Genomic DNA, 23,836 nt, shown 5'->3' with positions numbered 1-23,836 from the left:
CATGGACCTCATTCTCAAGAACTGGGTGTACATCGCCAGCGGGCTGGGCATGACGCTGAAGATCGCGCTGGTCACGCTGCTGTGTTCCACACTGATCTCGGCCGTGCTGGGTGTGCTGGCCACGGTACGCAACCGTTTCGTGCGCGGTGTGATTTATCTGTACACCGAGCTGTTCCGCGCGATTCCGCTGATCGTCAACGTGTTCTTCATCTACTTCGCCTTGCCCTTGTTCGGGGTGCAGTTGCCTCCCTTTCTAGCGGTGTCGCTGGGCCTGACACTGTGGGGCAGCGCAAACGGCATCGAGATCGTGCGTGGCGGCATTCTGTCGGTGGCCGAACACCAATGGCGCAGTGCCTGGGCGCTGGGTTTGCGTCCCTGGGAAATCTACTGGTTCGTGATCGTGCCGCAATCGATGCGCGCCATCGTGCCCTCGTATACCGGTCTGGTCACGCTGCTGATTCAAGCCACGTCGCTGGGTGCGCTGGTGGGCGTCAGTGAATTCCTGAAGACTGCGCAGATCGTGATCGAACGTACCACCATCATGCAGGGCACCAACCCGGCCTTTGTGGTCTACGGCGTGGTGCTGCTTGTCTACTTCGTCATCTGCTCGGTCTTCACCTGGCTGAGCCGTTATCTGGAACGCCGCCTCAATTCCGATCGCGTCCGTCCCGTCACTTCCACCGAGTCCATCGCATCATGATTTCTTCGTCCGTCAGCGAATCGCAGGTCAGCCGACGCCTCACCGAAACCACGGCCGAGGAAGTGTGCGAGATCATCTATCGACCCCGCCTGGCGAAGGACTTCGCCAAAGGCTTCAACTACCTGACCGACATCAACGCCGCACACGTGTTGATGCTGCACAAGCAAGGCCTGGTGCAGACGGCCGCAGCCAGTGCCATTGCCCGCGCCTTGCTGGACATGGAAGCGGCTGGGCCCGATGCGATTGAACTCGATCCGCAACGTGAAGATGCCTACTTCAACTACGAAGCGCATCTGATCGACAAGGTGGGCAAAGATGTTGGCGGCCGCCTGCACACGGCGCGCAGTCGCAATGACATCCTGGCAACCATCGACCGCTTGAAGGCACGTGATCACGTGCATGCCTTGATCGATCAACTGGTGGTGGTGCGTCGCACCATTCTGGCTCAGGCAACCCGGTATCAGGAAGTGGTGATGCCCGGTTATACCCATCTGCAACCTGCGCAACCAGTGACTTACGGATTCTGGTTGTCGGCTGCCGCAGAAGCCCTGGGGCGTGACACGGAACGCCTGGAAGCCAGCTACACCCGCATGAATCGCAGCCCGCTGGGTGCGGGTGCGCTGGCGGGTACGCCCTTCGAGATCGACCGCATGGAAACCGCGCGTCTGCTCGGCTTCCCGACAGTGGCCGACAACACACTGGACGCGGTGGCCTCGCGCGACTTCCTGTTCGAGATCATGGCGGCGCTGACCATGCTGGCCACCACCTGGAGCCGCATCGCGCAGGACTACTTCGTGTGGGTCACCGACGAGTTCCGTCTGATCGATTTTCCCGACAGCGTGGCGGGTACGTCGAGCATCATGCCGCAGAAGAAAAACCCGGTGGTGCTGGAATACCTGAAGGGCCGCGCCGGGCACCTGATCGGCATGTTCACCACTGCGATGGCGGTGCAGCGCGCCAGCCAGTTCTCGCACACCGGCGACGCCAACCGCGAAAGCGTGGCCAACTTTGCAGACATGTGCGAAGAAAGCGTGAAGGCGCTGAAGGTGCTGGACCTGGTGGTGCGTACCGCCCGCCCGCGTGAAGACGTGATGCTGCGCCGCGCACGCGAAAACTTCTGCGCCGCCACAGACCTGGCAGACACCATTGTGCGCAAGGCCGATGTGTCCTTCCGCCAGGCGCATCACATCGTTGGCGCAGTGGTGCGCGAGGCAATGGAACGTGGCCTGTCGTCCGATCAGATCGATGTAGACATGGTGGACCGCGCCTCGGTTGACGAGATCGGCCGGCCATTGGGTTTGTCGGCCGATATCGTCGGTGAATGCCTGGACCCGGCCGCCAGTGTGCACGCCCGCACCATCGGTGGACCGGCCCCCGACTCGGTGGCCAGCATGGTGGCCGCCGCCACGGTGCGCCTGGTGCAGCAAGACACCTTGAACGCGCAACGGCGCGAGACCACCCGCCAGGCACGGCTGGCCTTGCACGCCGAGGCCGAAGCATTGGCAGCGCTTGCGCAGGCCACGCCATGACGGCGCAGCCGCTGATCCGTGTACGTGGCCTGAACAAGCAGTTCGGTGCCACGCCGGTACTCAAGGGCATTGACCTGGACGTGCACGCGGGCGAAGTGCTGGTGGTGGTCGGCCCCAGCGGCTCGGGCAAAAGCACTTTGATCCGCACCTTGAACGGGCTGGTGGAACCCAGCGGCGGTGAGATCGCCATCGATGGCGTGGTCACCCCCGCGAATGATCGAAAAGCCTGGCAGCGGCTGCGTGAAGACATCGGCATGGTGTTCCAGGACTACGCCTTGTTCCCGCACCTGACCGTGCGTCGCAACATGACACTGGCCCCCATGCGCCGAGGCCGTCTGCGCGAGGCCGAGGCGGATGCCGAAGTGCGGCGCTTGTTGGAACTGGTGAACCTCGCGCACAAGATCGACGCCTACCCGCGCGAGCTGTCGGGCGGGCAGCAGCAGCGCGTGGCAATCGTGCGCGCGCTGGCCATGAAACCCAAGGCCTTGCTGTTCGATGAGCCGACCTCGGCGCTCGACCCGGAGACCGTGTCCGACGTATTGGCTGTGATGCGCGACCTGGCCAATCGTGGCATGACCATGGTGGTGGTCACGCATGAGATGGGCTTCGCCCGCGAGGTGGCAGACCGGGTGGTGTTCATGGACGAAGGCGTGATCATGGAAGACGCACCACCGGAACAGATGTTCTCGAATCCACAACATGCGCGCACCCGCGCATTTCTTGGCAAGGTGCTGCGATGAATCGGCCTGCTCAAACAGTATTCGCACCGGGCAAAGGCCCTGCCGTGGTCATCGACGGCGTCAACAAATGGTATGGCGACTTCCAGGCGCTGCGCGATGTCTCGCTGAACATCGGCACTGGCGAACGCGTGGTCATCTGTGGTCCGTCCGGGTCCGGCAAGTCAACCTTGATCCGCTGTGTGAATGGCCTGGAGCCCTTTCAGCGCGGGGGCATCTCGGTGCACGGCGCACCGATGAGCGCAGACCCGCGCGCCGCCGACGAAGTGCGCAAACACGTGGGCATGGTGTTCCAGCACTTCAACCTGTTCCCGCATCTGACCGCGTTGGAGAACTGCACGCTGGCACCGATGTGGGCATTGAAGCTGTCGAAGGCCGACGCTGAACGTCGTGCCCGCGAACTGCTGACCCGTGTGCGCATCGGTCACAAGGCCGACAACTATCCGGCGCAACTGTCGGGCGGACAACAGCAACGGGTGGCGATTGCGCGTGCGCTGTGCATGCAGCCGGACGTGATGCTGTTTGACGAACCGACTTCGGCGCTGGACCCGGAGATGGTCAATGAAGTGCTCGACACCATGATCTCCCTGGCCAACGAAGGCATGACCATGGTGGTCGTCACGCACGAGATGGGGTTTGCCCGCGAGGTGGCCGATCGGGTGGTCTTCATGGACGCCGGTCGTATTGTTGAACAAGCCCCGCCCGAGAAATTCTTCACCCAGCCGGAGAGTCCCAGGCTGCAGGATTTCCTGGCGCGCGTGGTGCACTGACTCTGCGGCGACGGGAAAAATTCCCGTCGCGTATCCCGCATTGCACAAGGTACGATCGGCGATCGACGGCTTGCTGGCAGACCTCGTTCCATGATCGATCTACGCAATATCGAGACCTTCTTCTGGGTGGCCACGCTGGGCGGTTTTCGCTCGGCTGCCGAGAAACTGAACGCGACACAACCTGCGATTTCGCAGCGCATTGCATTGCTGGAAGGCGACTTGGGCGTCAAGCTGTTCGAACGCGATACGCGGGGCATCAAGCTGACGGCAAAAGGCGAGGAATTGCTGTCGCACGCCGAGCGCATGCTGCAGATGCGCCATGACATGCTGCAGGCTGCGCGTGCTGACAGTGTCATGAGCGGCACCTTGCGACTGGGGGTATCCGAGACCCTGATCCACACCTGGTTCTCGACCCTGATGGAGCATCTGTCGGATGCTTATCCTGCCTTGGAAATTGAAATCCAGGTGGACACTACCTCTGGCCTGCGTGCACAGGTGCTGGCCCGCCAGATCGACCTGGCGTTTCTGTTGGAACCCCTGGACGAACCGAAGCTGGAAAAGCTTGAACTCTGCCAGTACCCCCTTGCGTGGATCGCCAGCCCGCAGCTGGATCTGGGGCCTGAGCCCATCAGCCTGGAACAGGTGGCCAAGATGCCTGTGGTGACCTATGCGTCCACCACCAGTCCGTATCGTGCCGTGCATCGACTGCTCAGCAGCGCGTCTGCGACTGCGCCGCGCATGTACGGCAGCTCGGCGGTGAGCGTGATCGTGCGCATGGCCTGCGACGGACGCGGTACCGCCGTGGTGGCCCCGGTCACGTTGTCGCGTGAACTGGCGGAAGGGCAGTTGCGCCTGCTTGATGTGCTTGCCCCGCCTCTGCCACCGCTGCACTACACGGCCTGCTGGGTGCCGGGGCCTGACAGCCATATCGCCCATACGGTGGCGCAGGCTGCGCAACGCATCGCGGCCGAGGACAAAAGCACGTCCGGCTGACACTGATCGTTTTTTCTTATCACGGTCTATCGCAACATGTGATTGGACGGGATTTGCCAAGCACGGCGTAATGCGTCATCGATCCACGCAGCCGGAGCCCTCTCGTGTCAGCACGTTCAGATTTGCCTTTCATTGCTTTGTCGGACGCGCACCAGGCCCGACTCGATGCACGCTCCGGTCGCGTGACTGGTCCGACCGCCAACCTGGCACCCGGACATGTACAGGCCAATCTGGCCATCCTGCCTGCCGCGCTGGCCGACGATTTCCTGCGCTTCTGCCAGCGCAATCCCAAGTCCTGCCCCTTGCTGGCGGTGTCCGAACCGGGCAACCCGTCCTTGAACGAGCTGGGCGTCGACATCGACATCCGCAGCGATATCCCGCGTTATCGCGTGTGGCACGACGGCGTGCTGGTCGATGAACCCACCGATGTGCGCGACATCTGGCGCGACGACCTGGTGTCTTTCCTGATCGGTTGTTCGTTCTCGTTCGAAGAAGCCATGCTCGATAACGGGCTGCCGGTCCGTCACATCGAACAAGGTCGCAACGTGCCCATGTATCGCACCAATGTCCCGACGGTTCCGGCAGGGGTGTTCTCGGGTCCGATGGTGGTGTCGATGCGGCCGATGAAAGTCGCGGAAGCCATTCGCGCCATCCAGGTGACGTCGCGATTCCCGTCAGTGCATGGTGCTCCCGTGCACTTCGGTGACCCGTCACAGATCGGCATTGCAGATATCCACAAGCCCGAATACGGCGACGCTGTGGATATCGGTGAGGATGAGATTCCCGTGTTCTGGGCTTGTGGCGTGACACCGCAATCGGTGGTCGCGTCGGTGCGCCCCGAGTTCTGCATCACACACGCACCCGGTCACATGCTGGTGACTGACCTGGTCAACAGCCGCCTGGCTGCGTTCTAGGACAAGACACCGTACAGCGCCCTATCAGCCGGGGCGCTGCACACTGAATTTCCGGATTGAAGGTTTCGCCGTATCGCGGCGCGACCGGGTGCACCTGTGCCCATTTTTTCCGGCCGCCCATGCCTGTGCATGGGTCGTACGTTGCAGTTCCCGTCCACATCGCAATGATGTTCCGAGTATCGAGGAGACACAAAAAAATGTTCAAGCAACTAATTGGCGTGACCGCCGCTTGCGTGGCGCTGACCTTCGGGCCTGCTGCGCTGGCACAGCAAAAAACCGTTCGCATCGGTGCGATCTATCCCCTGAGCGGACCGCTTGCGTCCACCGGGGCTGAAATCAAGGCGGCCATCGAACTGGCAGTCGAGCTGGTGAACAACCCGCACCCGGAACTGGGTGATGTGCCGCTGGCCAAGGGTGCAGGCTTGCCCAACCTTGGCGGTGCCAAGCTTGAGGTCGTGTTCGGCGATTCGCAAGGCAAGCCGGAAGTCGGCCTGTCTGACGCGCAGCGCCTGATCGAACAGGAAAAGGTCGTTGCGCTGACCGGTGCGTATCAGTCCGCCGTCACCAAGACCGCCAGCCGCATCGCCGAGCAGCGCGGCATTCCCTTCCTGAACGGCGAGTCGAGCAGCCCCGACCTGACCGAACGCAACTACAAGTGGTTCTTCCGTACCTCGCCGAACGATGACACCTTCATCGACAACATGATGGAGTTCCTGGATGGCGTGAAGGCCGTGCCCACCCAGAAGATCGCGGTGGTCTACGAGAACACCGACTTCGGCGTGAACACCTACAAGGCCGTCGAGAAATTCGCCGCCAAGTACAACCGCAAGATCGTTGGCAAGATTGCCTACGCAGCTGGTTCGCCGTCGTTGACCGCCGAAGTGCAGACGCTTGCCGCGATCAAACCCGACGTTGCCATCTTTGCCAGCTACACCGCCGACGCCATGCTGTTCGTGCGCACCATGCGCGAAAGCAAGTACGCACCGCCGGTGCTGCTGGCCAACGATGCAGGCTTCATCGATTCGCGCTTCGTGCAGGAAGTCGGCCCGCAAGTTCAGACGGTGCTGACGCGTGACGTATGGGGCAATGACCTGGCCGCGACCAAGCCGCTGATCAAGGTCATCAACGACTTGTACAAGGCCAAGACCGGCAAGGACATGAACGGCAACAACGGCCGTTCGATGCAGGGCGTGCTGGTGCTGGCCGATGCCATCAACCGCGCAGGCTCGACCGACCCGGAAGCCATCCGCAAGGCACTTGCTGCCACCTCGTTGGGCGAGTCGCAGGTAGTCATGCCCTGGGCGGGGGTGAAGTTCGATCAGCACGGCCAGAACACGCTGGGCTCGGGCCTGATCCTGGAGTTGAAGGGCAATCAATACCAGACCGTCTGGCCGCTGAAATACAAGCTTGATCAGAGCTTGCCGACGCTGCCGTTCACCTGGAAATAAGCCCCTCGGCCTACGGCGCGCCGCGGGGCGCGTCGCAGGCTGCCACTACAGGAGCCAAGCATGTTAGAAGCGCTTTCAGCAGGCCTGTTCAACGGCCTGATCTACGCCGCGGTCGCCCTCGGCCTGGCGTTGATATGGGGTATTACCGACGTCATCAATTTCGCCCACGGCGAGTTCTTGATGCTCGGCATGTATGCCGCCTATTGGATGTTCACCCTGGGTCACGTCGACCCGACTTTGTCCGCACCGATGGTTGCCTGCCTGCTCGGGTTCGTGGGGTTTACCACCTACACCCTGATCATCAAGCGGCTGCAGAAGGGTCCGGCGATGGCCATCATCCTGGCCACTTTCGGCCTGGGTCTGGTGCTGCGCCAACTGGCGTTCATCTTCTTCTCGCCCGACTATCGCAATCTGCCCGACACGCTGGTCTCAGGCAGTATCACGGTCGGCAATATCTCGATGGGTCGTCCGCAAGTCATTGCTGCCATTGCCTCGCTGGCGGTGATCGGCATTCTGTTCTGGCTGGTCTATCGCACCCGTTGGGGCCATGCGCTGCAAGCGGTTGCCGAAGATCGCGAAGTCGCGGCGCTGGTCGGCATTCCGCCTGACCGTGTCAATGCGCAGGTCTGGATCGTCGGCAGTGCGGCAGTCGGTTTCGCCGGTGCCTTGCTCACCACCTTCTTCTACGTCTACCCGTCCGTGGGCACGGTGTTCGGCCTGCTTGCCTTCGTGGCGGTGTGCATGGGCGGATTCGGCTCCTTGCCGGGTGCGCTGGTCGCTGGCATCACGCTGGGTGTGATCGAGTCCATGACGGGTTACTTCGTGGCCCCGGCACTCAAGACTGTCAGCATCTTCATCGTCTTCATCCTGGTGCTGTGGTATCGGCCCCGCGGATTGTTCGGGCGCTGGTGACATGGGAACTACTCAGATGAATTCATCTATCGATCGTCCGGCTTCGCCGCCGGCATCGGCCAAGCGGGCGGGCTCGTCGCGCCGGCCGCTGCTGATCGCCGTGCTCGTCGCCGCCTTGTTGGCCGCCGCACCGGTGTTCGTGAAGGACGCGTTCACCATCCAGGTGCTGCTGATGGTGATCATGTTCGGCGCGCTCGGTGCCGCCTGGAACCTGGTTGGCGGTTTCCTGGGCCGCGTGTCCTTCGGGCACTGCGTGTTCGTGGGCGTGGGTGGTTACACCACCATCTTGCTGCTGCAACACCTGAAGCTCACGCCCATCATCGGCATTCCGCTCGGTGGGCTGCTGTCTGCGGCAATTGCCTGGGTAGTGGGTGGTCCGACCTTGCGTCTGGCGGGGCACTACTTCGCCATGGCCACGATCGCGCTGCTGCAGATCGGCTTGCTGCTGATGATCAATTGGCAGTGGGCGGGCGGTGCGGTGGGTCTGGAAGCACCGATTGCCGAAGCACCATGGATGCTCTTGTTCCGCAGCAAGGTGCCGTACTACTGGATCGCTATCGGCCTGGCTTTGCTGACCTTCCTGGCAACCTGGTTCCTGGTGCATTCCAAGGTGGGCTTCTACTGGCGCGCCATCAATGGTGACGAGTCGGCAGCACGCAGCCTGGGTGTACCGGCCGATCGCTACAAGATGCTGGCCTTCGTGCTGTCGGGTGGCATCACCGGCGTGTGGGGCGGGTTCTTTGCGATGTATGTGGGTTTCATCGAACCTGAATCGATGTTCAGCCTGAGCCTGTCGGTGCAGGTGGTGCTGGTGGCCATCCTGGGCGGCGTAGGCAGCTTGCTGGGACCGTGGCTGGGGGCAGCGCTGCTGATCCCGCTGTCGGAAGGTACGCGTGTGATGTGGGGCAGTTCCGGCCTTGGCCTGGACTTGCTGATCTTCGGCCTGGCAATTCTGTTGGTGACCATGTTCCTGCCGGGCGGTCTGGTGACTCTGAGGAGGCGACGTGGCGCTGCTCGACGTTAAACAACTGACCAAACGCTTCGGCGGGCTGGTCGCCAACAAAGACATTTCCCTGTCGGTTGCCGCTGGCGAAATCGTGGCCGTCATCGGCCCCAACGGTGCAGGAAAAAGCACGCTGTTCAACGGCCTGGTGGGTGCACATCAACCCACGTCCGGCACGGTGTCTTTCGATGGCAAACCATTGGCCGGCAAGACCCCCGAACAGGTGGCGACGCTGGGCCTGGTGCGGTCTTATCAGATCCCGCGCAACTTCGGCGACATGACCGTGCTGGAGAACGCAATGGTGGGGGCCTTGCTGCGTCACTCGCGTCTGAACGAGGCGCGTGATGCCGCCGAGCAAGTATTGAAGCTGGTGGGCTTGCAAGACCGTGCCGACGTGCGGGCGCGCGAGCTGAACGTGGCGGGACAAAAACGCGTGGAGCTGGCGCGTGCGCTGGCCACCCAGCCGAAGATGTTGTTGCTGGACGAGGTGGCGGGGGGTCTCAATCCGAGCGAGGCCATTGCACTTGCCGACATCCTGCGTGACATCCATGCGGCAGGTGTGACCCTGATCATTGTCGAACACGTGCTGGAAGTGGTGATGCGGCTTGCGCATCGGGTGCTGGTGCTGAACTTCGGCCAGACCATTGCGGAAGGCCCGCCACAGGAAATCGTGCGCCACCCGGCCGTCATCGAAGCCTATCTCGGGAGAAAACACCGTGTCTGAGTTCATGCTTGAAGTCCGTGACCTGCACGTGTCCTACGGTGGCGTGCAGGCCGTGGGCGGCGTGTCGCTGACCGTGCGCGAAGGCGACATCACGGCCTTGCTCGGTGCCAATGGCGCGGGCAAGTCCAGCACCTTGAAAGCCATCGTCGGTGCCGTCAAGCCGCAGTCCGGCAAGGTGTTCTTCGAAGGTCGTGACATCACCGGCACGCAGCCGGACAAGCTGGTCACGATGGGCATTGCGATGATCCCGGAAGGGGCACGTGTGTTCGCCCGCCAGTCGGTGGCGCAGAACCTTCGACTGGGTGCCTATACCGTCCGTGATGAAGCCATCATCAAGCAGCGTATCGACAGCGTGTACGCCATGTTCCCGCGACTGCTGGAACGCCGCGAACAACTGGCCGGCACCATGTCTGGCGGTGAACGGCAAATGCTGGCCATCGGCCGCGCGTTGATGAGTGGTCCGCGTCTGCTGCTGATCGACGAACCCAGCCTGGGCTTGTCGCCACTGTTGGTCGAGCAGGTGTTCGATGCGCTGCAGGCGCTCAACAAGCAGCAAGGCCTGTCAGTGTTGCTGGTGGAGCAGAACATGAACCAGGCGCTGGAAGTCGCCGCAGGTGCCTATGTGATGCAAACCGGCCGGATTGCCCTGCAGGGCACTGCTGAACAATTGGCGGCGTCAGATGAAGTACGCCGCGTCTACCTAGGGATGTAAATCCATGGATCGCACTGATTACGCTGCGGCGCAAGCCGCCGGCGGGGAGACCCGCGCCCCGGTGCCGGGTTTGGCTCCTGATTTGACTGCTGACTTGACCCCCCAATCCCCCAAAAGCATCGACATGAAATGGCAATTCTGGGTCGACCGTGGCGGCACCTTCACCGACATCGTCGGCCGCCGTCCGGACGGATCGACCACGACCATCAAAATGCTCTCGGAAAACCCCGAGCAGTATCGTGATGCCGCGGTGGCCGGCATTCGCAAGCTGCTGGGTCTGGCACCGGGCGAAGCCGTGTCTGCCGATGTGGTCGACTGCGTGAAGATGGGCACTACCGTGGCCACCAACGCCTTGCTGGAACGCAAGGGCGAACGCACGCTGCTGGTCACCACGCGTGGCTTCCGAGATGGCCTGCGCATCGCCTATCAGAACCGCCCCCGGCTGTTCGATCGCAATGTCGTCTTGCCGGAAATGCTGTACGACTCGGTGATCGAAGCCGACGAGCGCATTGCGGCCGACGGCAGCGTCGTCACCGCGCTGGAAGAAGCTTCGTTGCGCACGCAGATGCAGGCCGCCTACGACGACGGCATCCGCAGCATGGCCATCGTGTTCATGCACGCCTGGCAAGCCCCGGAACATGAACAGCGCGCTGCCAGCATTGCGACTGAAGTCGGCTTTACCCAAGTATCCGTCTCGCACGAGGTCAGCCCGCTGATCAAGTTCGTGTCCCGTGGCGATACGTCTGTCGTGGACGCCTATCTGTCGCCGATTCTGAAGCGCTATGTCGATCAGGTGGCAGGCGAGCTGCCAGGCATTCGTCTGATGTTCATGCAGTCCAGCGGCGGCCTGACCGACGCCCGGCGATTCCGTGGCAAGGACGCGATTCTGTCTGGTCCGGCAGGGGGCATCGTGGGCATGGTGCGCACCAGCGAACTGGCCGGTTTCGATCACATCATCGGCTTCGACATGGGGGGTACGTCTACCGACGTGTCGCACTACGCGGGCGAGTTCGAGCGTGAGTTCGAGACACAAGTAGCCGGCGTGCGCATGCGTGCGCCGATGATGAGCATCCATACCGTCGCCGCGGGTGGCGGATCGATTCTGCACTTCGATGGCGCGCGTCTGCGGGTCGGCCCCGATTCGGCCGGCGCGAATCCCGGCCCGACCTGCTATCGCCGTGGCGGCCGCCTGGCCGTGACCGACTGCAATGTGCTGCTGGGCAAAATCCAGCCCGCGTTCTTCCCGAAGGTATTCGGCCCCCACGCCGATCAGCCGCTGGATGCCGCAGCGGTGCGTCAGGCGTTCTCGGACATGGCTGCCGAAGTGCTGGCCGCGACCGGTCGCACCATGACACCCGAGCAGCTTGCCGAGGGCTTCCTGGAAATAGCTGTAGGCAACATGGCCGAGGCGATCAAGCGCATCTCGGTGCAGCGAGGCCATGACGTCACCGAATACGCCTTGACGGTGTTTGGCGGTGCGGGCGGCCAGCACGCGTGCCTGGTGGCCGATGCCCTGGGCATGACCACGGTGTTTGCGCATCCGCTGGGCGGCGTGCTGTCGGCTTATGGCATGGGCCTGGCTGATCAGACCGATATTCGCCAGAAGACGATCGAAAAAGAACTAGACGACGCGCTGATGCCCGAACTGGACATCGCGCTCGATGACTTGGCCGAGCAGGCGGCTGGCGAATTGCTGCGTCAGCACGTAAGCGGTGATGCCATCAAGGTGCAGCGTCGCGTGCATGTTAAGTATCGCGGCACCGACACCTCATTGGAAATCGCCTTCAGCGATCTGGCCCGCATCCGTGCCGATTTCGAAGCGGCTTATCGTCAGCGTTATTCCTTCCTGATGGCAAACCGTGCGCTGGTGGTCGAGACCATTTCGGTCGAGGCACGCGGTGGTGGTGAAGTCGTGGTCGAGCAGGTTCCCGCACATGAACGCACTGGCTCGCTTGCATCGCGCGAAACGGTTCGCATGGTCAGCGCGGGCGAGTGGGCCGACACGCCCTTGTTCGTGCGTGAAGACCTGGTGGCGGGCGACCGGATTTCAGGTCCTGCAATCATCTCGGAAAAGAATCAGACGCTGGTGGTGGAAGCTGGCTGGCAGGCTGAATTGACTGCGTTGGATCACTTGGTGCTTCGTCGCGTATCGGCACGCCCGGCGCGTCGCGCGCTGGGCACTCAAGCCGACCCGGTCATGCTGGAAGTATTCAACAACCTGTTCATGTCGATTGCCGAACAGATGGGCTTCCGGCTGCAGAACACGGCCTACTCGGTCAACATCAAAGAGCGCCTGGACTTCTCGTGCGCGATCTTCGATGCCGACGCCAACCTGATCGCCAATGCCCCGCACGTGCCCGTGCACCTGGGGTCGATGGGCGCATCGGTACTGACGGTGGCGCAGGCCAATGCAGGTCGCATGGCACCGGGCGATGCCTACGTGATCAACGACCCGTATCACGGCGGCACACACCTGCCCGACATCACCATCATCACGCCGGTGTTCGAGGCGACTGGCAAGGAAATTCTGTTCTACGTTGCCTCGCGTGGTCACCACGCCGACGTGGGCGGCACCACGCCGGGATCGATGCCGCCTGACTCAAAAACAGTGGAAGATGAAGGCGTGCTGTTCACCAACTTCCAGTTGGTAAAGGGCGGTGTGTTCCGGGAAGACGAAGCACGCGCCATCTTCGGTTCTGGCAAGTGGCCGGCGCGCAATCCCGACCAGAACATTGCCGATATGCACGCGCAGATTGCCGCCAACGAGAAGGGCGTGCAGGAACTGCTGCGCATGTGCGATCACTTCGGCCTGGATGTAGTGCGCGCCTACATGGGCCACGTGCAGGACAACGCCGAAGAAGCAGTACGCCGCGTGATCTCGGTGTTGAAGGATGGGCAATATCGCTATCCGCTGGACAACGGAGCCAGCATCGACGTCTCGGTCAAGGTGGACCGTGCAGCACGCAGCGCGGTGGTGGATTTCACCGGCACGTCTGCGCAACTGGACAACAATTTCAACGCCCCCAGCGCGATTGCCACGGCCGCAGTGTTGTACGTGTTCCGCACGTTGGTCGACGATGAAATTCCGTTGAATGCGGGCTGCCTGAAGCCCTTGCAGATCATCATTCCGGAAGGCTCGATGCTGCGGCCGAACCCACCTGCATCGGTGGTGGCGGGCAACGTCGAAACCTCGATGTGCATCGTGAACGCCTTATACGGCGCATTGGGCGTGCTGGCCGCCAGCCAGGGCACCATGAACAACTTCACCTTCGGCAATGCGCGCTACCAGTACTACGAGACCATTTCGGGCGGCACAGGGGCCGGGCCGGTGCGTGTGGATGACGTGGGGCCGGATTCTCCGGGCTTTGCGGGGACCTCTGTCGTGCAGGCGCACATGACCAATTCGCGCCTGACCGATCCCGAGATTCTGGAGCTGCGTTTCCCGGTGCGTTTGGAGTCGTATGAAATCCGCGCAGGCTCGGGTGGAGCAGGGCGTTACGTGGGGGGTGAAGGTGCCATTCGCCGCGTGCGTTTCCTGGAGGAAATGACGGCAGTGATTCTGTCCAACAACCGTCGTTATGCACCCTTCGGTTTGCTGGGGGGCGGACCGGGCGACATGGGGCGCAATTACGTCGAACGGGCCGACGGCAGCGTCGAGCCGCTGGGCCCGCAGGACAGTGCGCAACTGCAGCCTGGCGACATGTTCGTGATCGAAACGCCGGGAGGTGGGGGCTTCGGTAAACCAGAGGTCGCTGGCTGAGCCAGACGAGCATGAAAGGACTGCATGAATCGAGTGGTGCGGATTCGTGCGGTCCTGGTTTTTGGCCCGATCTTGGACAACAAAAAAACCGGAACGCCGTCAGGCATTCCGGTTTTTTTCATGCTGCCTAGAAGCGCTGCGCGGCTGCGCTGCAACGCTAAACGCGCAAGCTCAATCGCGCAGACGCGTCACCAGACTGGACGTGTCCCAGCGATTGCCGCCCTTTTGCTGCACATCGGCATAGAACTGATCCACCAGCGCCGTCACCGGCACCCGCGCACCGTTGCGACGCGCTTCTTCCAGCACCAGGCCCAGATCCTTGCGCATCCAGTCCACGGCGAAACCGAAGTCGAACTTGCCATCGACCATGGTGCCGCCACGATTTTCCATCTGCCAGCTTTGGGCTGCGCCCTTGCTGATGACATCCAGCACCAGCTTCACATCCAGGTCGGCGTGTTCGGCAAATGCCACGGCTTCTGACAGGCCTTGCACGATGCCTGCGATGCAGATCTGGTTGACCATCTTGGCCAACTGGCCGGCACCCGATTCGCCAATGCGCGTGAACGCACGCGAGAACACCAGGCCAACCGGGCGCACGCGGTCGAAGTCGGCTTGATCGCCGCCACACATGACCGTCAGCGCACCGTTGACCGCTCCCGCCTGACCACCGGATACCGGGGCGTCGACAAAGCGAACGCCTTGTTCGCCTGCCGCGGCATACAGCTCGCGCGCCACCGAGGCCGAGGCGGTGGTGTGGTCGACAAAGACCGTGTCGGACTTCATGCCTGCCAAGGCCCCATCTTCACCCAGCACGACGCTGCGCAGGTCATCGTCGTTGCCCAGGCACGCGAACACGATGTCGGCCGCTGCGGCAGCCTCGCGCGGCGTAGCAGCAGCGTTGCCACCGAACTCTGCGACCCAGGCATCAGCCTTGGCACGGGTGCGGTTGTACACCGTGACCCGATGGCCGGCACGCGCCAGGTGACCGGCCATGGGATAACCCATTACACCGAGGCCCAGAAAGGCCACGCGTTGCGAGGGAAGGGTTTCGTATGTCTTGTCAGCGATGGAACTCATGGGTACGGGGATCTCCGAAAAGCGAACAGAAAACGCGTAGAAATTGCGCCGGCACTGGGCCGGAGGGTGTCTGGGAATTGCACCACATTTGTTCGATAGATGCCCGCGTCAGCAGCCTTGATCCTAAGCTTTGGTAGCCGGTAAAAAGCTCTGCCTGCAAGTCATGTTATGACCGGATGATTAGCCCGAATCAGCGTCCTGTAAGGGTTGCCAGTAGTGGCTGACACTGCCTCTATGAAAGACTTTGCTCTACCGCGCTGACGTGTTGCTCTTGGGTTATCCGAATTGAGCGCGGAGCTTTTCTCCAGGAGATTATCGTCTTACCTGCCCGCCAGCCTTCGCTTGTCACTTCTGCTCCTCGCCCGCTGACCCAGCGCGAGCGCCAAGTCATGTCACTGTTATTGGACGGTCTGCCCAACAAGCTCATCGCCCACACGCTCGGTATTTCGATTCGCACGGTCGAGGTGCATCGTGCCCGTGTTCTGTCCAAGATGGGCGTGCGCAATGCCGTCGAGCTTGCCGGAACCATTTACAGTCAGCAGATGGCGTCCGTCATGACCGAGGCGCGCAGTCGCCCGATCGGATCGACGCTTCACGAACCTGATCGTCCCGCTTTCAAGTAAGGCGGCTCCACAAGGCGTCGGCTCGGCCGTATCATCGACGGTTCTTATTGAAGCAGGAACAGTCCGATGTCCGGTCCGTCCGACGAAGCACGCCGCGCAGCGCGCCAGCGCATGCTGGCTGATGCCAGCCCCGTCACCCGTCTTATCCACACCGCGCCTGCGCCCGCAGGTTTCGCCAGCCTCACCCAGCCGGTTCATCATGCGTCCACGGTGCTTTTTCCGTCGGTACACGATCATGAAATCCGAGATGGCTTCGACGAGACTCGCTACAACTATGGTCTGTCGCACACTCCGACTACCTTGCCGCTGTCGCGAGCCGTTGCCGACTGGGAAGGTGGCTATAACGCGCTGCTGACGCCGTCTGGCCTGTCGGCCGTATCGCTCGCCATGCTGTCGTGCCTGTCGGCCGGTGATCACGTGCTGATTCCGTCGAACGCCTATGTGCCAGCCAAAATATTGGCCAAGGGCTTGCTGAGCCGCCTGGGCATTACCCACACGCTTTACGATCCGTTGATCGGTGCCGATATCGAATCACTGATGACGCCCGCCACGCGGCTGGTCTGGGTCGAGACGCCCGGGTCGATCACCATGGAAGTGGCCGACTTGCCGGCGATTGCCAAGGTGGCGCATGCGCATGGTGCGCAGGTGGCGGTCGACAACACCTGGTCGTCGGGCAGCTTGCTGCGCGTGTTTGAAAAGGGGGCCGATCTGTCGGTCCAGGCGCTGACCAAATATCACGGCGGACACGGCGATCTGCTGATGGGCGCAGTGGTTACCGCCGACCATGCCGGCTGGCACCGTGTGCGCGAAACCTCGCACGAAATCGGTTTTGGCGTCAGTGCCGATGATGCCTTCCTGGTCTTGCGCGGCATGCAGACCATGGCCTTGCGCCTGAAGCACGTGGGTGATGTTGCCTTGTCGATGGCGAATTGGCTGGCAGCCCGCCCGGAGATTCAACGCGTGCTGCACCCGGCGCTGCCCAGCTGCCCGGGCCATGAAACCTGGAAGCGCGATTTCACCGGCAGCAGTGGCCTGTTCAGCGTGGTGTTCGATCCGCAATATGACGACGCGGCGATTGCACGCTTTGTCGATTCGCTGCAGTTGTTCGGTATTGGCGCAAGCTGGGGCGGTACGGCGAGTCTGGCGCTGGTTTATCGCGCCATGCGCGGCAAGGTGGCAGGCCAGAACGGTGAGCCAGGCGGACACATCGTGCGTCTGAATATCGGCCTGGAGGCCGAGGCCGATCTGCGTGCCGATCTGCTGCGCGGCATGTCAGCGCTGCACGGCGCGTGAACGCTAGTGACATAACCATATTGCCTCGTGTAATGTTTTGAACAACCCGACGTTTTCACGTCGCCGGAAAAATAAAGTCGACAAAGGTCACGTGTGGATAGGGTGTTCACCTCATGGGGTGTTCACATGCTTGCGACACGCATGACCTGAAGTCGATTAACCCGACCTGCATTATTTGCTGATGAAAATCGGCAAACCAAAATAGATCACTTGAAAGATCAACTGCCCATTGGGGGGCGAGGAGCTACGATGTTTGCCAAGAAATTGTTGCCGTTGACCGTTGCCGCAGCATTCACGCTGATCGGTGGCACCGCCGTTGCTCAGGAAGTCGTCGTCAAGCTGGGCCATGTCTCGCCGACATCCGGCCCGATCGCGCATCTGGGCAAGGACATGGAAAACTCGGCGCGCATGGCGATCGAGGATCTGAACAAGGCCGGTATCACCATCGGCGGCAAGAAAGCCAAGTTTGAACTGCTGGCGGAAGACGATGCGTCCGATCCCAAGCAAGGTACTGCCGCCGCCCAGAAACTGGTCGATGCCAATATCGCCGGTGTCATCGGCCACTTGAACTCGGGCACCTCGATTCCCGCATCCAAGATCTATTACGACGCAGGCATCGTGCAGATTTCGCCCGCATCGACCAACCCGGCCTACACCAAGCAGGGCTACAACACGACCTTCCGTGTGGTGGCCAATGACGGTCAGCTGGGCGGCACGCTGGGCAAATACGCCGTTAACGAACTGAAGGGCAAGGAAGTTGCGGTGCTGGATGACCGCACGGCCTACGGTCAGGGCGTGGCAGAAGAGTTCGCGAAGTCGGTGGCGGCAGCCGGTGGCAAGGTGGTCAGCCGCCAATACACGACGGACCGTGCAACCGACTTCCAGGCTGTGCTGACCTCGGTCAAGTCGACCAACCCGCAAGTGGTGTTCTTCGGCGGCATGGACGCAGTTGCCGGTCCGATGCTGCGTCAGATGAAGCAGCTGGGCATCAATGCCAACTTCATGGGCGGTGACGGTCTGTGCACCTCGTCGCTGGCCCGTCTGGCTGGCGATGCCATTGGTGAAGGCAAGGTTGTCTGCGCCGAAGCTGGTGGTGTGGTGGGCGAAGAAAAGAAGGGCATGGAAGCTTTCCGTGCCAAGTACAAAGCTCGTTTCAACGCCGACGTGCAGCTGTACGCACCGTACGTCTACGACTCGATCATGGTGATGGTCGAAGCCATGAAGAAGGCCGATTCCATCGACCCGGCCAAGTACGGTCCTGAGCTGTTCAAGATCAACTACCCGGGCGTGACCGGCAACATCGCCTTCGACCAGTATGGCGACATCAAGAACGGCGCGCTGACGCTGTACACCTACAAGGCTGGTGAGCGTACCGAGTTGTCGACCATCCGCTGATCGACATTGGGTCGCGGCAGGTGTCTTGGGGTAGTCGCTCCAAGACCGAAAGCCTGAAGACCGACAGACTCAGATAGAAAGCCGGCACACCGCCCATGGCGGTGTGCCGGCTTTTTACTTGCTGAAAATACCCTGAAAGCGTACGCGTTCTACAATCGAGCCAGTCTCTTGCGAAAGGAATGACCCAGATGTCCCAACTGCTAGCACTCAGCCCGCAAAACCTCGCCGGAAAATTCTGGCGCCGTCCCAGCGGCTTCCTGTTTGCGGCTGATCGCCAGGTAATCCCCTTGGTCGGCGCGGAAATCGCGAAGGCCTCTGTGTCGATGCCGATCGGCTTTATCCAGGCCGGCGATATTTATATGCTGGTGGCATTCACCTCGCCCACGCCTGGCAACAACCTGTATATCGGCCCCGACGGCAAATGGCTGGGCAACTACGTGCCTGCCGCCTTGCGCGCACACCCGTTCCACCTGGTCAGCCCCGAGCCGGGTGCCGATGCCGTGCTGTGCATCGACGAGGCCTCGGGCTTGATCTCGGACACGCCCGAAGGAAATGAGCCTTTCTTCAATGAGAACGGCCAGCCCACACAGAACATTCTCGATACGCTGAACTTCCTGGCCCAGACCGAACAGAACCGTATTCCCACCCAGTTGGCGGTGAATGCGGTGGTGGCGGCAGGCCTGATGCAGCCGTGGCCGATTTCGGTGCAGTCCGGTGAGCAGCAAGTGCCGGTGACGGGCTTGTTCCGCATCGACGAGGCACGCCTGAACCAGCTGTCTGACGAAGACTTCCTGAAGCTGCGCGCGGCCTCGGCACTGCCGCTGATCTACGCACAGCTGCTGTCGATCGGCCAGTTGGCACTGCTTGAGCGCCTGGGCACCATCCAGCGCGATCTGGCCTTGCAACACCAGCAGCTGACGCAACCCCTGGGCAACCTGGGTGGTTTCACGCTGGGTGATGACGGCGATCTGAAGTTCCACTGATGGTGTGGCGTCCAGGCAGATAGCCTGGGCGGTGCCTGATCTGCTTGCAGTGGCTTTTCCAAGCCATTGCAGACAAGCAGTCATGAAATAAAAAACCGGCTGCTGAACCGTTCCTCAAGCTTGGATCAACATCCAAGGCAACAGAATGGTTCAGCAGCCGGTTTTTTTGCGCGCCATCAAACCGCGCGTGGACAGGATCAGAACGCGATCTTGTGATCGCGCAGCTTCACCTTGGCTTCCAGATAACGCCGGTTGTGCGGGTTCAGATACACCCCGGTCGGTACGATATCTTCGATCTCGATACCGTACTGCTCCAGTTGCGCCTGTTTGTCCGGGTTGTTGGTCAGCAGACGGATCTTGTTGATGCCCAGCGCATCCAGCATCTTGGCGGCATCTTCAAAACTGCGGCTGTCTTCGGGCAGGTTCAGGTGCCGGTTGGCCTCGAAAGTATCCAGACCCTGCTTCTGCAGCGAATAGGCCTGCAGCTTGGCGTACAGGCCGATGCCGCGTCCTTCCTGGCGCAGGTACAGCAGCACACCGCCCTGACGCGCAATCAGGGCCAGCGCTTCGCGCAGTTGGGGACCGCAGTCGCACAATTGCGAGCCGAAGACCTCGCCGGTGATGCACTCGGAATGCACGCGCACGAGCGGCGTGGTGCCGGCCACGGGGCTGGGAAACACCAGCGCGATATGCTCTTTCAGCACGCCCTCGAACGACACAAAGTCGGGTGTGACCGGGACGTCCTGGAGCGGGATGTCGACGCGCTGTCTGACGGTAACCATCTTCATGCCTTCTGACTTATGCCAGCAGACGCGTGGCCTGCTGGCTTATTACATGCTTGCTGACGTGCAGGCCTCAGGCCTGTTCCGATGACTGCTTGGTTTCCCCGGCAGCGATCTCGGCGCGGACCTGGTCCATGTCGAGCTCCTTGACCTGGGTCAGCAACTGGTCGAGCTGGCCGGCCGACAGGGCACCTGCCTGCGAATACAGCAGGATCTGCTCACGGAACACCATCAGCGTCGGAATCGAGCGGATGCGCAGGGCAGTCGCCAGTTCCTGTTGGTCTTCGGTGTTGACCTTGGCAAAGCTCACGTCGGGGTTCTTGTCCGATGCGGCGTCGAAGGTAGGCGCGAAGCTGCGGCACGGGCCACACCAGGGGGCCCAGAAGTCGACGATCAACGTGCCGTTTTCTTCGATGGCACCCGAGAAGGTCTGGGCGTCGAGTTCACGTACGGTCATGTGCATTACTCCCAAGGGAATCTGAGGGTCGTCGCCCGTCCAGATGGACAGGCGGGATCGGACGTTTATCAGGTCTTGCGGGCCGCGTCTGCACGCGACCGGCTGTTCATTGCGTGGCGGACTTCAGGCGGTGTGCGAACTGCTTGCGCAGCTTGGCCACCTTCGGCGCAATCACAAACGCGCAGTAACTTTGCTGCGGGTGGCGTCGGAAGTAGTCCCGATGATAGTCCTCGGCCGGCCACACGGTCTCTGCCTCGCGCACTTCGGTGACGATGGGCGCGCCGAAGACATTGTCCGCGTTGAGTTCCTCGATCAGTGCCAGCGCGACATCCCGCTGGGTTTCGTCCTGCCAGAAAATCGCCGAACGGTACTGCGGACCGACGTCATTGCCCTGCCGATCACGCGTGGTTGGATCGTGCGTCGCGAAGAATACCTGCAGAACTTCCCGATACGAAATCACATCCGCGTCATAGGTGACGGTAGCTATTTCGATATGTCCGGTAGTAGCAGTGCAGATCTGCTCGTAGGTCGGGCGATCGAGGTGTCCGCCGGTATAACCCGACTGCACCTCGGTCACGCCTTCAAGCTCCTGGAATACGGCTTCCACGCACCAGAAACAGCCGCCACCCAGCACTGCCTGCTCTAGTCTTTGCGTCATGCTCGCCCTCGCTGATTACCAGCAACGACCGGAAAGGTCATCGCTACCTTCAGGATATGGGGGCGGTAAAAGCGGATTCCAGAGCGAATTTGTCGGATATTCATGCGCGTGGCGGAAAGCACTGTTGCTGCGCGCATCGTGAATGGCATGCGCGCAGCGGTGTGCTTCAGGGCTTGAGCGTCAGAATCCAGCGTGCGAGTTCTGCAGCTTCTGCTTCGCTTACCTGCGGTTGAGCGGGCATGGGCACGGCTCCCCACTGACCGCGTCCGCCCTTGCGGATGGCGTTGGCCAGGATCGGCACGGCGTCCGGGTTGCCGGCGAAACGTGCCGCAACGTCCTGGTAGGACGGCCCGACCTGCTTGCGATTGACCTGGTGACAGGCCAGACAGGTTCTGGCGCGGGCCAAGGCTTCGCCGGTCATGCTGGTGGCTGCCGACGAATCCGCTTTGGCGGGTGCGCTGTTGCTTGTTGTAGTGCTTGCCGTGGGGCTTGCAGGTGTGGTGCCTGCAGCAGTGGGGCTTGTCGCACCACTGCTTGTCGAACTACCTCCCGCCGACCCACCGCTTGCTGGCTTGTCAGCCGCCTTGTCCTGGCAGCCCGCCAGTCCCATCAGTACCGCGAGTGCGACTGCGCAGTGCAGTCGCCTCGGAAATGCCTTTCCCATGCGTCTCAATCTTCAAACAAGTCAGTGACAGCGCCCTTGCTGGCCGAACTGGCCAGCTTGGCGAACTTGGCCAGCACGCCGCGCGTGTAACGCGGCGGTGGTGCGACCCAACGGGCGCGGCGCTCGGCAATCACATCGTCCGCCACGTTCAGTTGCAGCAACTGTTGGTGCGCGTCGATGGTGATCGAATCGCCTTCTTCGATCAAGGCGATCAGGCCGCCCACCTGGGCTTCCGGCGCGACGTGACCGACCACCATACCCCAGGTGCCGCCCGAGAACCGGCCGTCGGTGATCAGGCCCACGCTTTCGCCCAGTCCTTGACCAACCAGCGCCGAGGTCGGAGCCAGCATTTCGCGCATGCCGGGACCACCCTTGGGGCCTTCGTAGCGAATCACCACGATATCGCCCGGCTTGATCTGCTGGGCCATGATGGCCGCCATCGTATCGTCTTCCGAGTTGTAGACGCGTGCCGGCCCGGTGATGACCGGGTTCTTCAGACCGGTGATCTTTGCCACGCAGCCTTCCGGCGACAGATTGCCCTTCAGGATGGCCAGGTGACCCTGCTTGTAGATGGCCTTGCTGATCGGGTAGATCACGTCCTGGTCGGCGCGCGGCTCGTCCGGGATGTCGGCCAGGGTCTCGGCAATCGTCTTGCCGGTGATGGTGATGCAGTCGCCGTGCAGCAGGCCGGCGTTCAGCAGCAGCTTCATGATCTGCGGAATGCCGCCGGCACGATGCAGGTCGGTGGCCACGTACTTGCCCGAGGGTTTCAGGTCACACAGCACCGGCACACGCAGGCGGATGCGTTCGAAATCATCGATGGTCCACGGCACTTCTGCTGCGTGCGCGATCGCCAGGAAGTGAAGCACGGCATTGGTCGAGCCACCGGTGGCCATGATGACCGACACGGCATTTTCAATCGACTTGCGGGTGATGATGTCTCGCGGCTTGATGCCCTTGCGCACGGCTTCCACCAGCACACGCGCCGATTCGGCGGCGCTATCCGCCTTCTCCGCATCTTCGTTGGCCATGGTGCTGGAGTAGGGCAGGCTCATGCCCAGCGCCTCAAACGACGAGCTCATGGTGTTGGCGGTGTACATGCCGCCGCACGAACCGGTGCCGGGGATCGAGCATTCCTCGATCTCTTTGAATTCCTTGGCGTCGATGCGCTTCATGGTGAACTCGCCGACGGCCTCGAACACCGACACGATGTTCATGTCCTTGCCCTTGTGGCGGCCCGGCTTGATGGTGCCGCCATAGACATAGATGGCCGGCACGTTCATGCGCGCAATGCCGATCATGCCGCCCGGCATGTTCTTGTCGCAGCCGCCGATCACCACCACGCCATCCATCCACTGGCCTTGCACGGCGGTTTCCACGCAGTCGGCAATGACTTCGCGCGACACCAGCGAATACTTCATGCCTTCGGTGCCCATCGACATGCCGTCTGAAATGGTGGGCGTGCCGAATACCTGCGGATTGGCCTGCGACTCGCGGATCGCGGCAATCGCACGATCGGCCAGCACTTGCAGGCCGGCATTACAGGGGGTGATGGTGGAGTGGCCGTTGGCCACGCCGATCATCGGGTTGTCGAAGTCTTTTTCGGTGTAGCCGAGCGCGTAGTACATGGCCCGGTTGGGGGCACGTGCAACGCCGTGGGTGATGTTTTTCGAGCGATCGTTGTTCGGCATGCTGCTTCCCT

Annotated in this window: 21 protein-coding genes and 1 pseudogene; 16 read left to right on the top strand and 6 right to left on the bottom strand. The window is 61.8% G+C overall.

Annotated features, from left to right (window positions below):
- The first annotated feature begins 1 nt into the window (after position 1).
- From FXN63_RS22900 to FXN63_RS22845, 12 genes are all read left to right on the top strand, one after another.
- Positions 2-700, top strand: a complete 699-nt coding sequence (locus FXN63_RS22900; RefSeq protein WP_148817834.1) for an amino acid ABC transporter permease — start codon at positions 2-4, stop codon at positions 698-700.
- Complete coding sequence (gene argH / locus FXN63_RS22895; protein ID WP_148817833.1) at positions 697-2,229, top strand: argininosuccinate lyase; 1,533 nt, start codon at positions 697-699, stop codon at positions 2,227-2,229. The genes FXN63_RS22900 and argH overlap by 4 nt, the downstream gene beginning before the upstream one ends.
- Positions 2,226-2,969: an amino acid ABC transporter ATP-binding protein gene (locus FXN63_RS22890; RefSeq protein ID WP_281290834.1), complete on the top strand. Its 744-nt coding sequence runs from the start codon at positions 2,226-2,228 to the stop codon at positions 2,967-2,969. The genes argH and FXN63_RS22890 overlap by 4 nt, the downstream gene beginning before the upstream one ends.
- Positions 2,966-3,736 (top strand): amino acid ABC transporter ATP-binding protein, encoded by a 771-nt coding sequence (locus tag FXN63_RS22885; RefSeq protein WP_148817832.1) that lies wholly within the window; start codon positions 2,966-2,968, stop codon positions 3,734-3,736. The genes FXN63_RS22890 and FXN63_RS22885 overlap by 4 nt, the downstream gene beginning before the upstream one ends.
- 90 nt (positions 3,737-3,826) lie before the next feature.
- A complete protein-coding gene (locus FXN63_RS22880) occupies positions 3,827-4,729 on the top strand; it encodes a LysR family transcriptional regulator (protein WP_148817831.1) in 903 nt (300 codons plus the stop codon).
- 104 nt (positions 4,730-4,833) lie between these two features.
- Positions 4,834-5,643 (top strand): putative hydro-lyase, encoded by an 810-nt coding sequence (locus tag FXN63_RS22875; RefSeq protein WP_425468632.1) that lies wholly within the window; start codon positions 4,834-4,836, stop codon positions 5,641-5,643.
- A gap of 197 nt (positions 5,644-5,840) precedes the next feature.
- Positions 5,841-7,091 (top strand): ABC transporter substrate-binding protein, encoded by a 1,251-nt coding sequence (locus FXN63_RS22870; RefSeq protein ID WP_148817830.1) that lies wholly within the window; start codon positions 5,841-5,843, stop codon positions 7,089-7,091.
- A gap of 60 nt (positions 7,092-7,151) precedes the next feature.
- On the top strand, positions 7,152-8,003 hold the full coding sequence (locus FXN63_RS22865) for a branched-chain amino acid ABC transporter permease (RefSeq protein WP_148817829.1): 852 nt from the start codon (positions 7,152-7,154) through the stop codon (positions 8,001-8,003).
- A 16-nt stretch (positions 8,004-8,019) separates the two neighbouring features.
- Positions 8,020-9,027, top strand: a complete 1,008-nt coding sequence (locus FXN63_RS22860) for a branched-chain amino acid ABC transporter permease (RefSeq protein WP_148817828.1) — start codon at positions 8,020-8,022, stop codon at positions 9,025-9,027.
- Positions 9,008-9,730, top strand: coding sequence for an ABC transporter ATP-binding protein (locus FXN63_RS22855; RefSeq protein WP_148817827.1), 723 nt, complete (start codon positions 9,008-9,010; stop codon positions 9,728-9,730). Before FXN63_RS22860 ends, FXN63_RS22855 begins: the two co-directional genes overlap by 20 nt.
- A 4-nt stretch (positions 9,731-9,734) precedes the next feature.
- On the top strand, positions 9,735-10,442 hold the full coding sequence (locus FXN63_RS22850) for an ABC transporter ATP-binding protein (protein ID WP_148819728.1): 708 nt from the start codon (positions 9,735-9,737) through the stop codon (positions 10,440-10,442).
- Positions 10,443-10,566: 124 nt separating this feature from the next.
- The gene (locus tag FXN63_RS22845; RefSeq protein ID WP_148819726.1) at positions 10,567-14,202 is read left to right on the top strand and encodes a hydantoinase B/oxoprolinase family protein; all 3,636 of its coding nucleotides are present in this window, start codon (positions 10,567-10,569) and stop codon (positions 14,200-14,202) included.
- Positions 14,203-14,373: 171 nt separating this feature from the next.
- Here FXN63_RS22845 and FXN63_RS22840 read toward each other — a convergent pair whose 3' ends face one another.
- Complete coding sequence (locus FXN63_RS22840; RefSeq protein ID WP_148817826.1) at positions 14,374-15,279, bottom strand: NAD(P)-dependent oxidoreductase; 906 nt, start codon at positions 15,277-15,279, stop codon at positions 14,374-14,376.
- Between the two features lie 365 nt (positions 15,280-15,644).
- On the opposite strand from FXN63_RS22840, the pseudogene FXN63_RS27165 reads away from it, so the two are divergent.
- From FXN63_RS27165 to FXN63_RS22820, 4 genes and pseudogenes are all read left to right on the top strand, one after another.
- A pseudogene (locus tag FXN63_RS27165) lies at positions 15,645-15,809 on the top strand (response regulator transcription factor); the annotation flags it as partial.
- Positions 15,810-15,968: 159 nt separating this feature from the next.
- Positions 15,969-17,195: a cystathionine beta-lyase gene (metC, locus tag FXN63_RS22830; RefSeq protein WP_246164948.1), complete on the top strand. Its 1,227-nt coding sequence runs from the start codon at positions 15,969-15,971 to the stop codon at positions 17,193-17,195.
- A gap of 249 nt (positions 17,196-17,444) precedes the next feature.
- Complete coding sequence (locus FXN63_RS22825) at positions 17,445-18,590, top strand: branched-chain amino acid ABC transporter substrate-binding protein (protein ID WP_148817824.1); 1,146 nt, start codon at positions 17,445-17,447, stop codon at positions 18,588-18,590.
- Positions 18,591-18,778: 188 nt separating this feature from the next.
- Positions 18,779-19,573 (top strand): SapC family protein, encoded by a 795-nt coding sequence (locus tag FXN63_RS22820; RefSeq protein WP_187394995.1) that lies wholly within the window; start codon positions 18,779-18,781, stop codon positions 19,571-19,573.
- Positions 19,574-19,770: 197 nt separating this feature from the next.
- Here the strand turns inward: FXN63_RS22820 and FXN63_RS22815 are convergent, their stop codons facing one another.
- From FXN63_RS22815 to ilvD, 5 genes are all read right to left on the bottom strand, one after another.
- The gene (locus FXN63_RS22815; RefSeq protein WP_246164947.1) at positions 19,771-20,355 is read right to left on the bottom strand and encodes a GTP cyclohydrolase II; all 585 of its coding nucleotides are present in this window, start codon (positions 20,353-20,355) and stop codon (positions 19,771-19,773) included.
- Positions 20,356-20,428: 73 nt separating this feature from the next.
- Complete coding sequence (locus FXN63_RS22810) at positions 20,429-20,812, bottom strand: thioredoxin family protein (RefSeq protein ID WP_148817821.1); 384 nt, start codon at positions 20,810-20,812, stop codon at positions 20,429-20,431.
- Positions 20,813-20,918: 106 nt separating this feature from the next.
- Positions 20,919-21,470, bottom strand: coding sequence for a peptide-methionine (S)-S-oxide reductase MsrA (msrA, locus tag FXN63_RS22805; protein WP_148817820.1), 552 nt, complete (start codon positions 21,468-21,470; stop codon positions 20,919-20,921).
- 166 nt (positions 21,471-21,636) lie between these two features.
- Positions 21,637-21,891, bottom strand: coding sequence for a c-type cytochrome (locus tag FXN63_RS22800; protein ID WP_148819722.1), 255 nt, complete (start codon positions 21,889-21,891; stop codon positions 21,637-21,639).
- A gap of 248 nt (positions 21,892-22,139) precedes the next feature.
- Positions 22,140-23,825 (bottom strand): dihydroxy-acid dehydratase, encoded by a 1,686-nt coding sequence (gene ilvD / locus FXN63_RS22795; RefSeq protein ID WP_148817819.1) that lies wholly within the window; start codon positions 23,823-23,825, stop codon positions 22,140-22,142.
- Positions 23,826-23,836 lie beyond the last annotated feature (11 nt).

Origin of the sequence: Pigmentiphaga aceris, from assembly GCF_008119665.1 — a bacterium.
GTDB classification, from domain to species: domain Bacteria; phylum Pseudomonadota; class Gammaproteobacteria; order Burkholderiales; family Burkholderiaceae_B; genus Pigmentiphaga; species Pigmentiphaga aceris.
Note: the sequence above shows the minus strand (reverse complement) of the source record. Positions and strands in the feature narration are given on the sequence as shown.

Excerpts from the sequence above, each read along its gene's own strand:
- FXN63_RS22900 (WP_148817834.1), top strand. The coding sequence starts at position 2 with ATGGACCTCATTCTCAAGAACTGGGTGTACATCGCCAGCGGGCTGGGC.
- argH (WP_148817833.1), top strand. The coding sequence starts at position 697 with ATGATTTCTTCGTCCGTCAGCGAATCGCAGGTCAGCCGACGCCTCACC.
- FXN63_RS22890 (WP_281290834.1), top strand. The coding sequence starts at position 2,226 with ATGACGGCGCAGCCGCTGATCCGTGTACGTGGCCTGAACAAGCAGTTC.
- FXN63_RS22885 (WP_148817832.1), top strand. The coding sequence starts at position 2,966 with ATGAATCGGCCTGCTCAAACAGTATTCGCACCGGGCAAAGGCCCTGCC.
- FXN63_RS22880 (WP_148817831.1), top strand. The coding sequence starts at position 3,827 with ATGATCGATCTACGCAATATCGAGACCTTCTTCTGGGTGGCCACGCTG.
- FXN63_RS22870 (WP_148817830.1), top strand. The coding sequence starts at position 5,841 with ATGTTCAAGCAACTAATTGGCGTGACCGCCGCTTGCGTGGCGCTGACC.
- FXN63_RS22865 (WP_148817829.1), top strand. The coding sequence starts at position 7,152 with ATGTTAGAAGCGCTTTCAGCAGGCCTGTTCAACGGCCTGATCTACGCC.
- FXN63_RS22860 (WP_148817828.1), top strand. The coding sequence starts at position 8,020 with ATGAATTCATCTATCGATCGTCCGGCTTCGCCGCCGGCATCGGCCAAG.
- FXN63_RS22850 (WP_148819728.1), top strand. The coding sequence starts at position 9,735 with ATGCTTGAAGTCCGTGACCTGCACGTGTCCTACGGTGGCGTGCAGGCC.
- FXN63_RS22845 (WP_148819726.1), top strand. The coding sequence starts at position 10,567 with ATGAAATGGCAATTCTGGGTCGACCGTGGCGGCACCTTCACCGACATC.
- FXN63_RS22840 (WP_148817826.1), bottom strand. The coding sequence starts at position 15,279 with ATGAGTTCCATCGCTGACAAGACATACGAAACCCTTCCCTCGCAACGC.
- metC (WP_246164948.1), top strand. The coding sequence starts at position 15,969 with ATGTCCGGTCCGTCCGACGAAGCACGCCGCGCAGCGCGCCAGCGCATG.
- FXN63_RS22825 (WP_148817824.1), top strand. The coding sequence starts at position 17,445 with ATGTTTGCCAAGAAATTGTTGCCGTTGACCGTTGCCGCAGCATTCACG.
- FXN63_RS22820 (WP_187394995.1), top strand. The coding sequence starts at position 18,779 with ATGTCCCAACTGCTAGCACTCAGCCCGCAAAACCTCGCCGGAAAATTC.
- FXN63_RS22815 (WP_246164947.1), bottom strand. The coding sequence starts at position 20,355 with ATGGTTACCGTCAGACAGCGCGTCGACATCCCGCTCCAGGACGTCCCG.
- FXN63_RS22810 (WP_148817821.1), bottom strand. The coding sequence starts at position 20,812 with ATGACCGTACGTGAACTCGACGCCCAGACCTTCTCGGGTGCCATCGAA.
- msrA (WP_148817820.1), bottom strand. The coding sequence starts at position 21,470 with ATGACGCAAAGACTAGAGCAGGCAGTGCTGGGTGGCGGCTGTTTCTGG.
- FXN63_RS22800 (WP_148819722.1), bottom strand. The coding sequence starts at position 21,891 with ATGACCGGCGAAGCCTTGGCCCGCGCCAGAACCTGTCTGGCCTGTCAC.
- ilvD (WP_148817819.1), bottom strand. The coding sequence starts at position 23,825 with ATGCCGAACAACGATCGCTCGAAAAACATCACCCACGGCGTTGCACGT.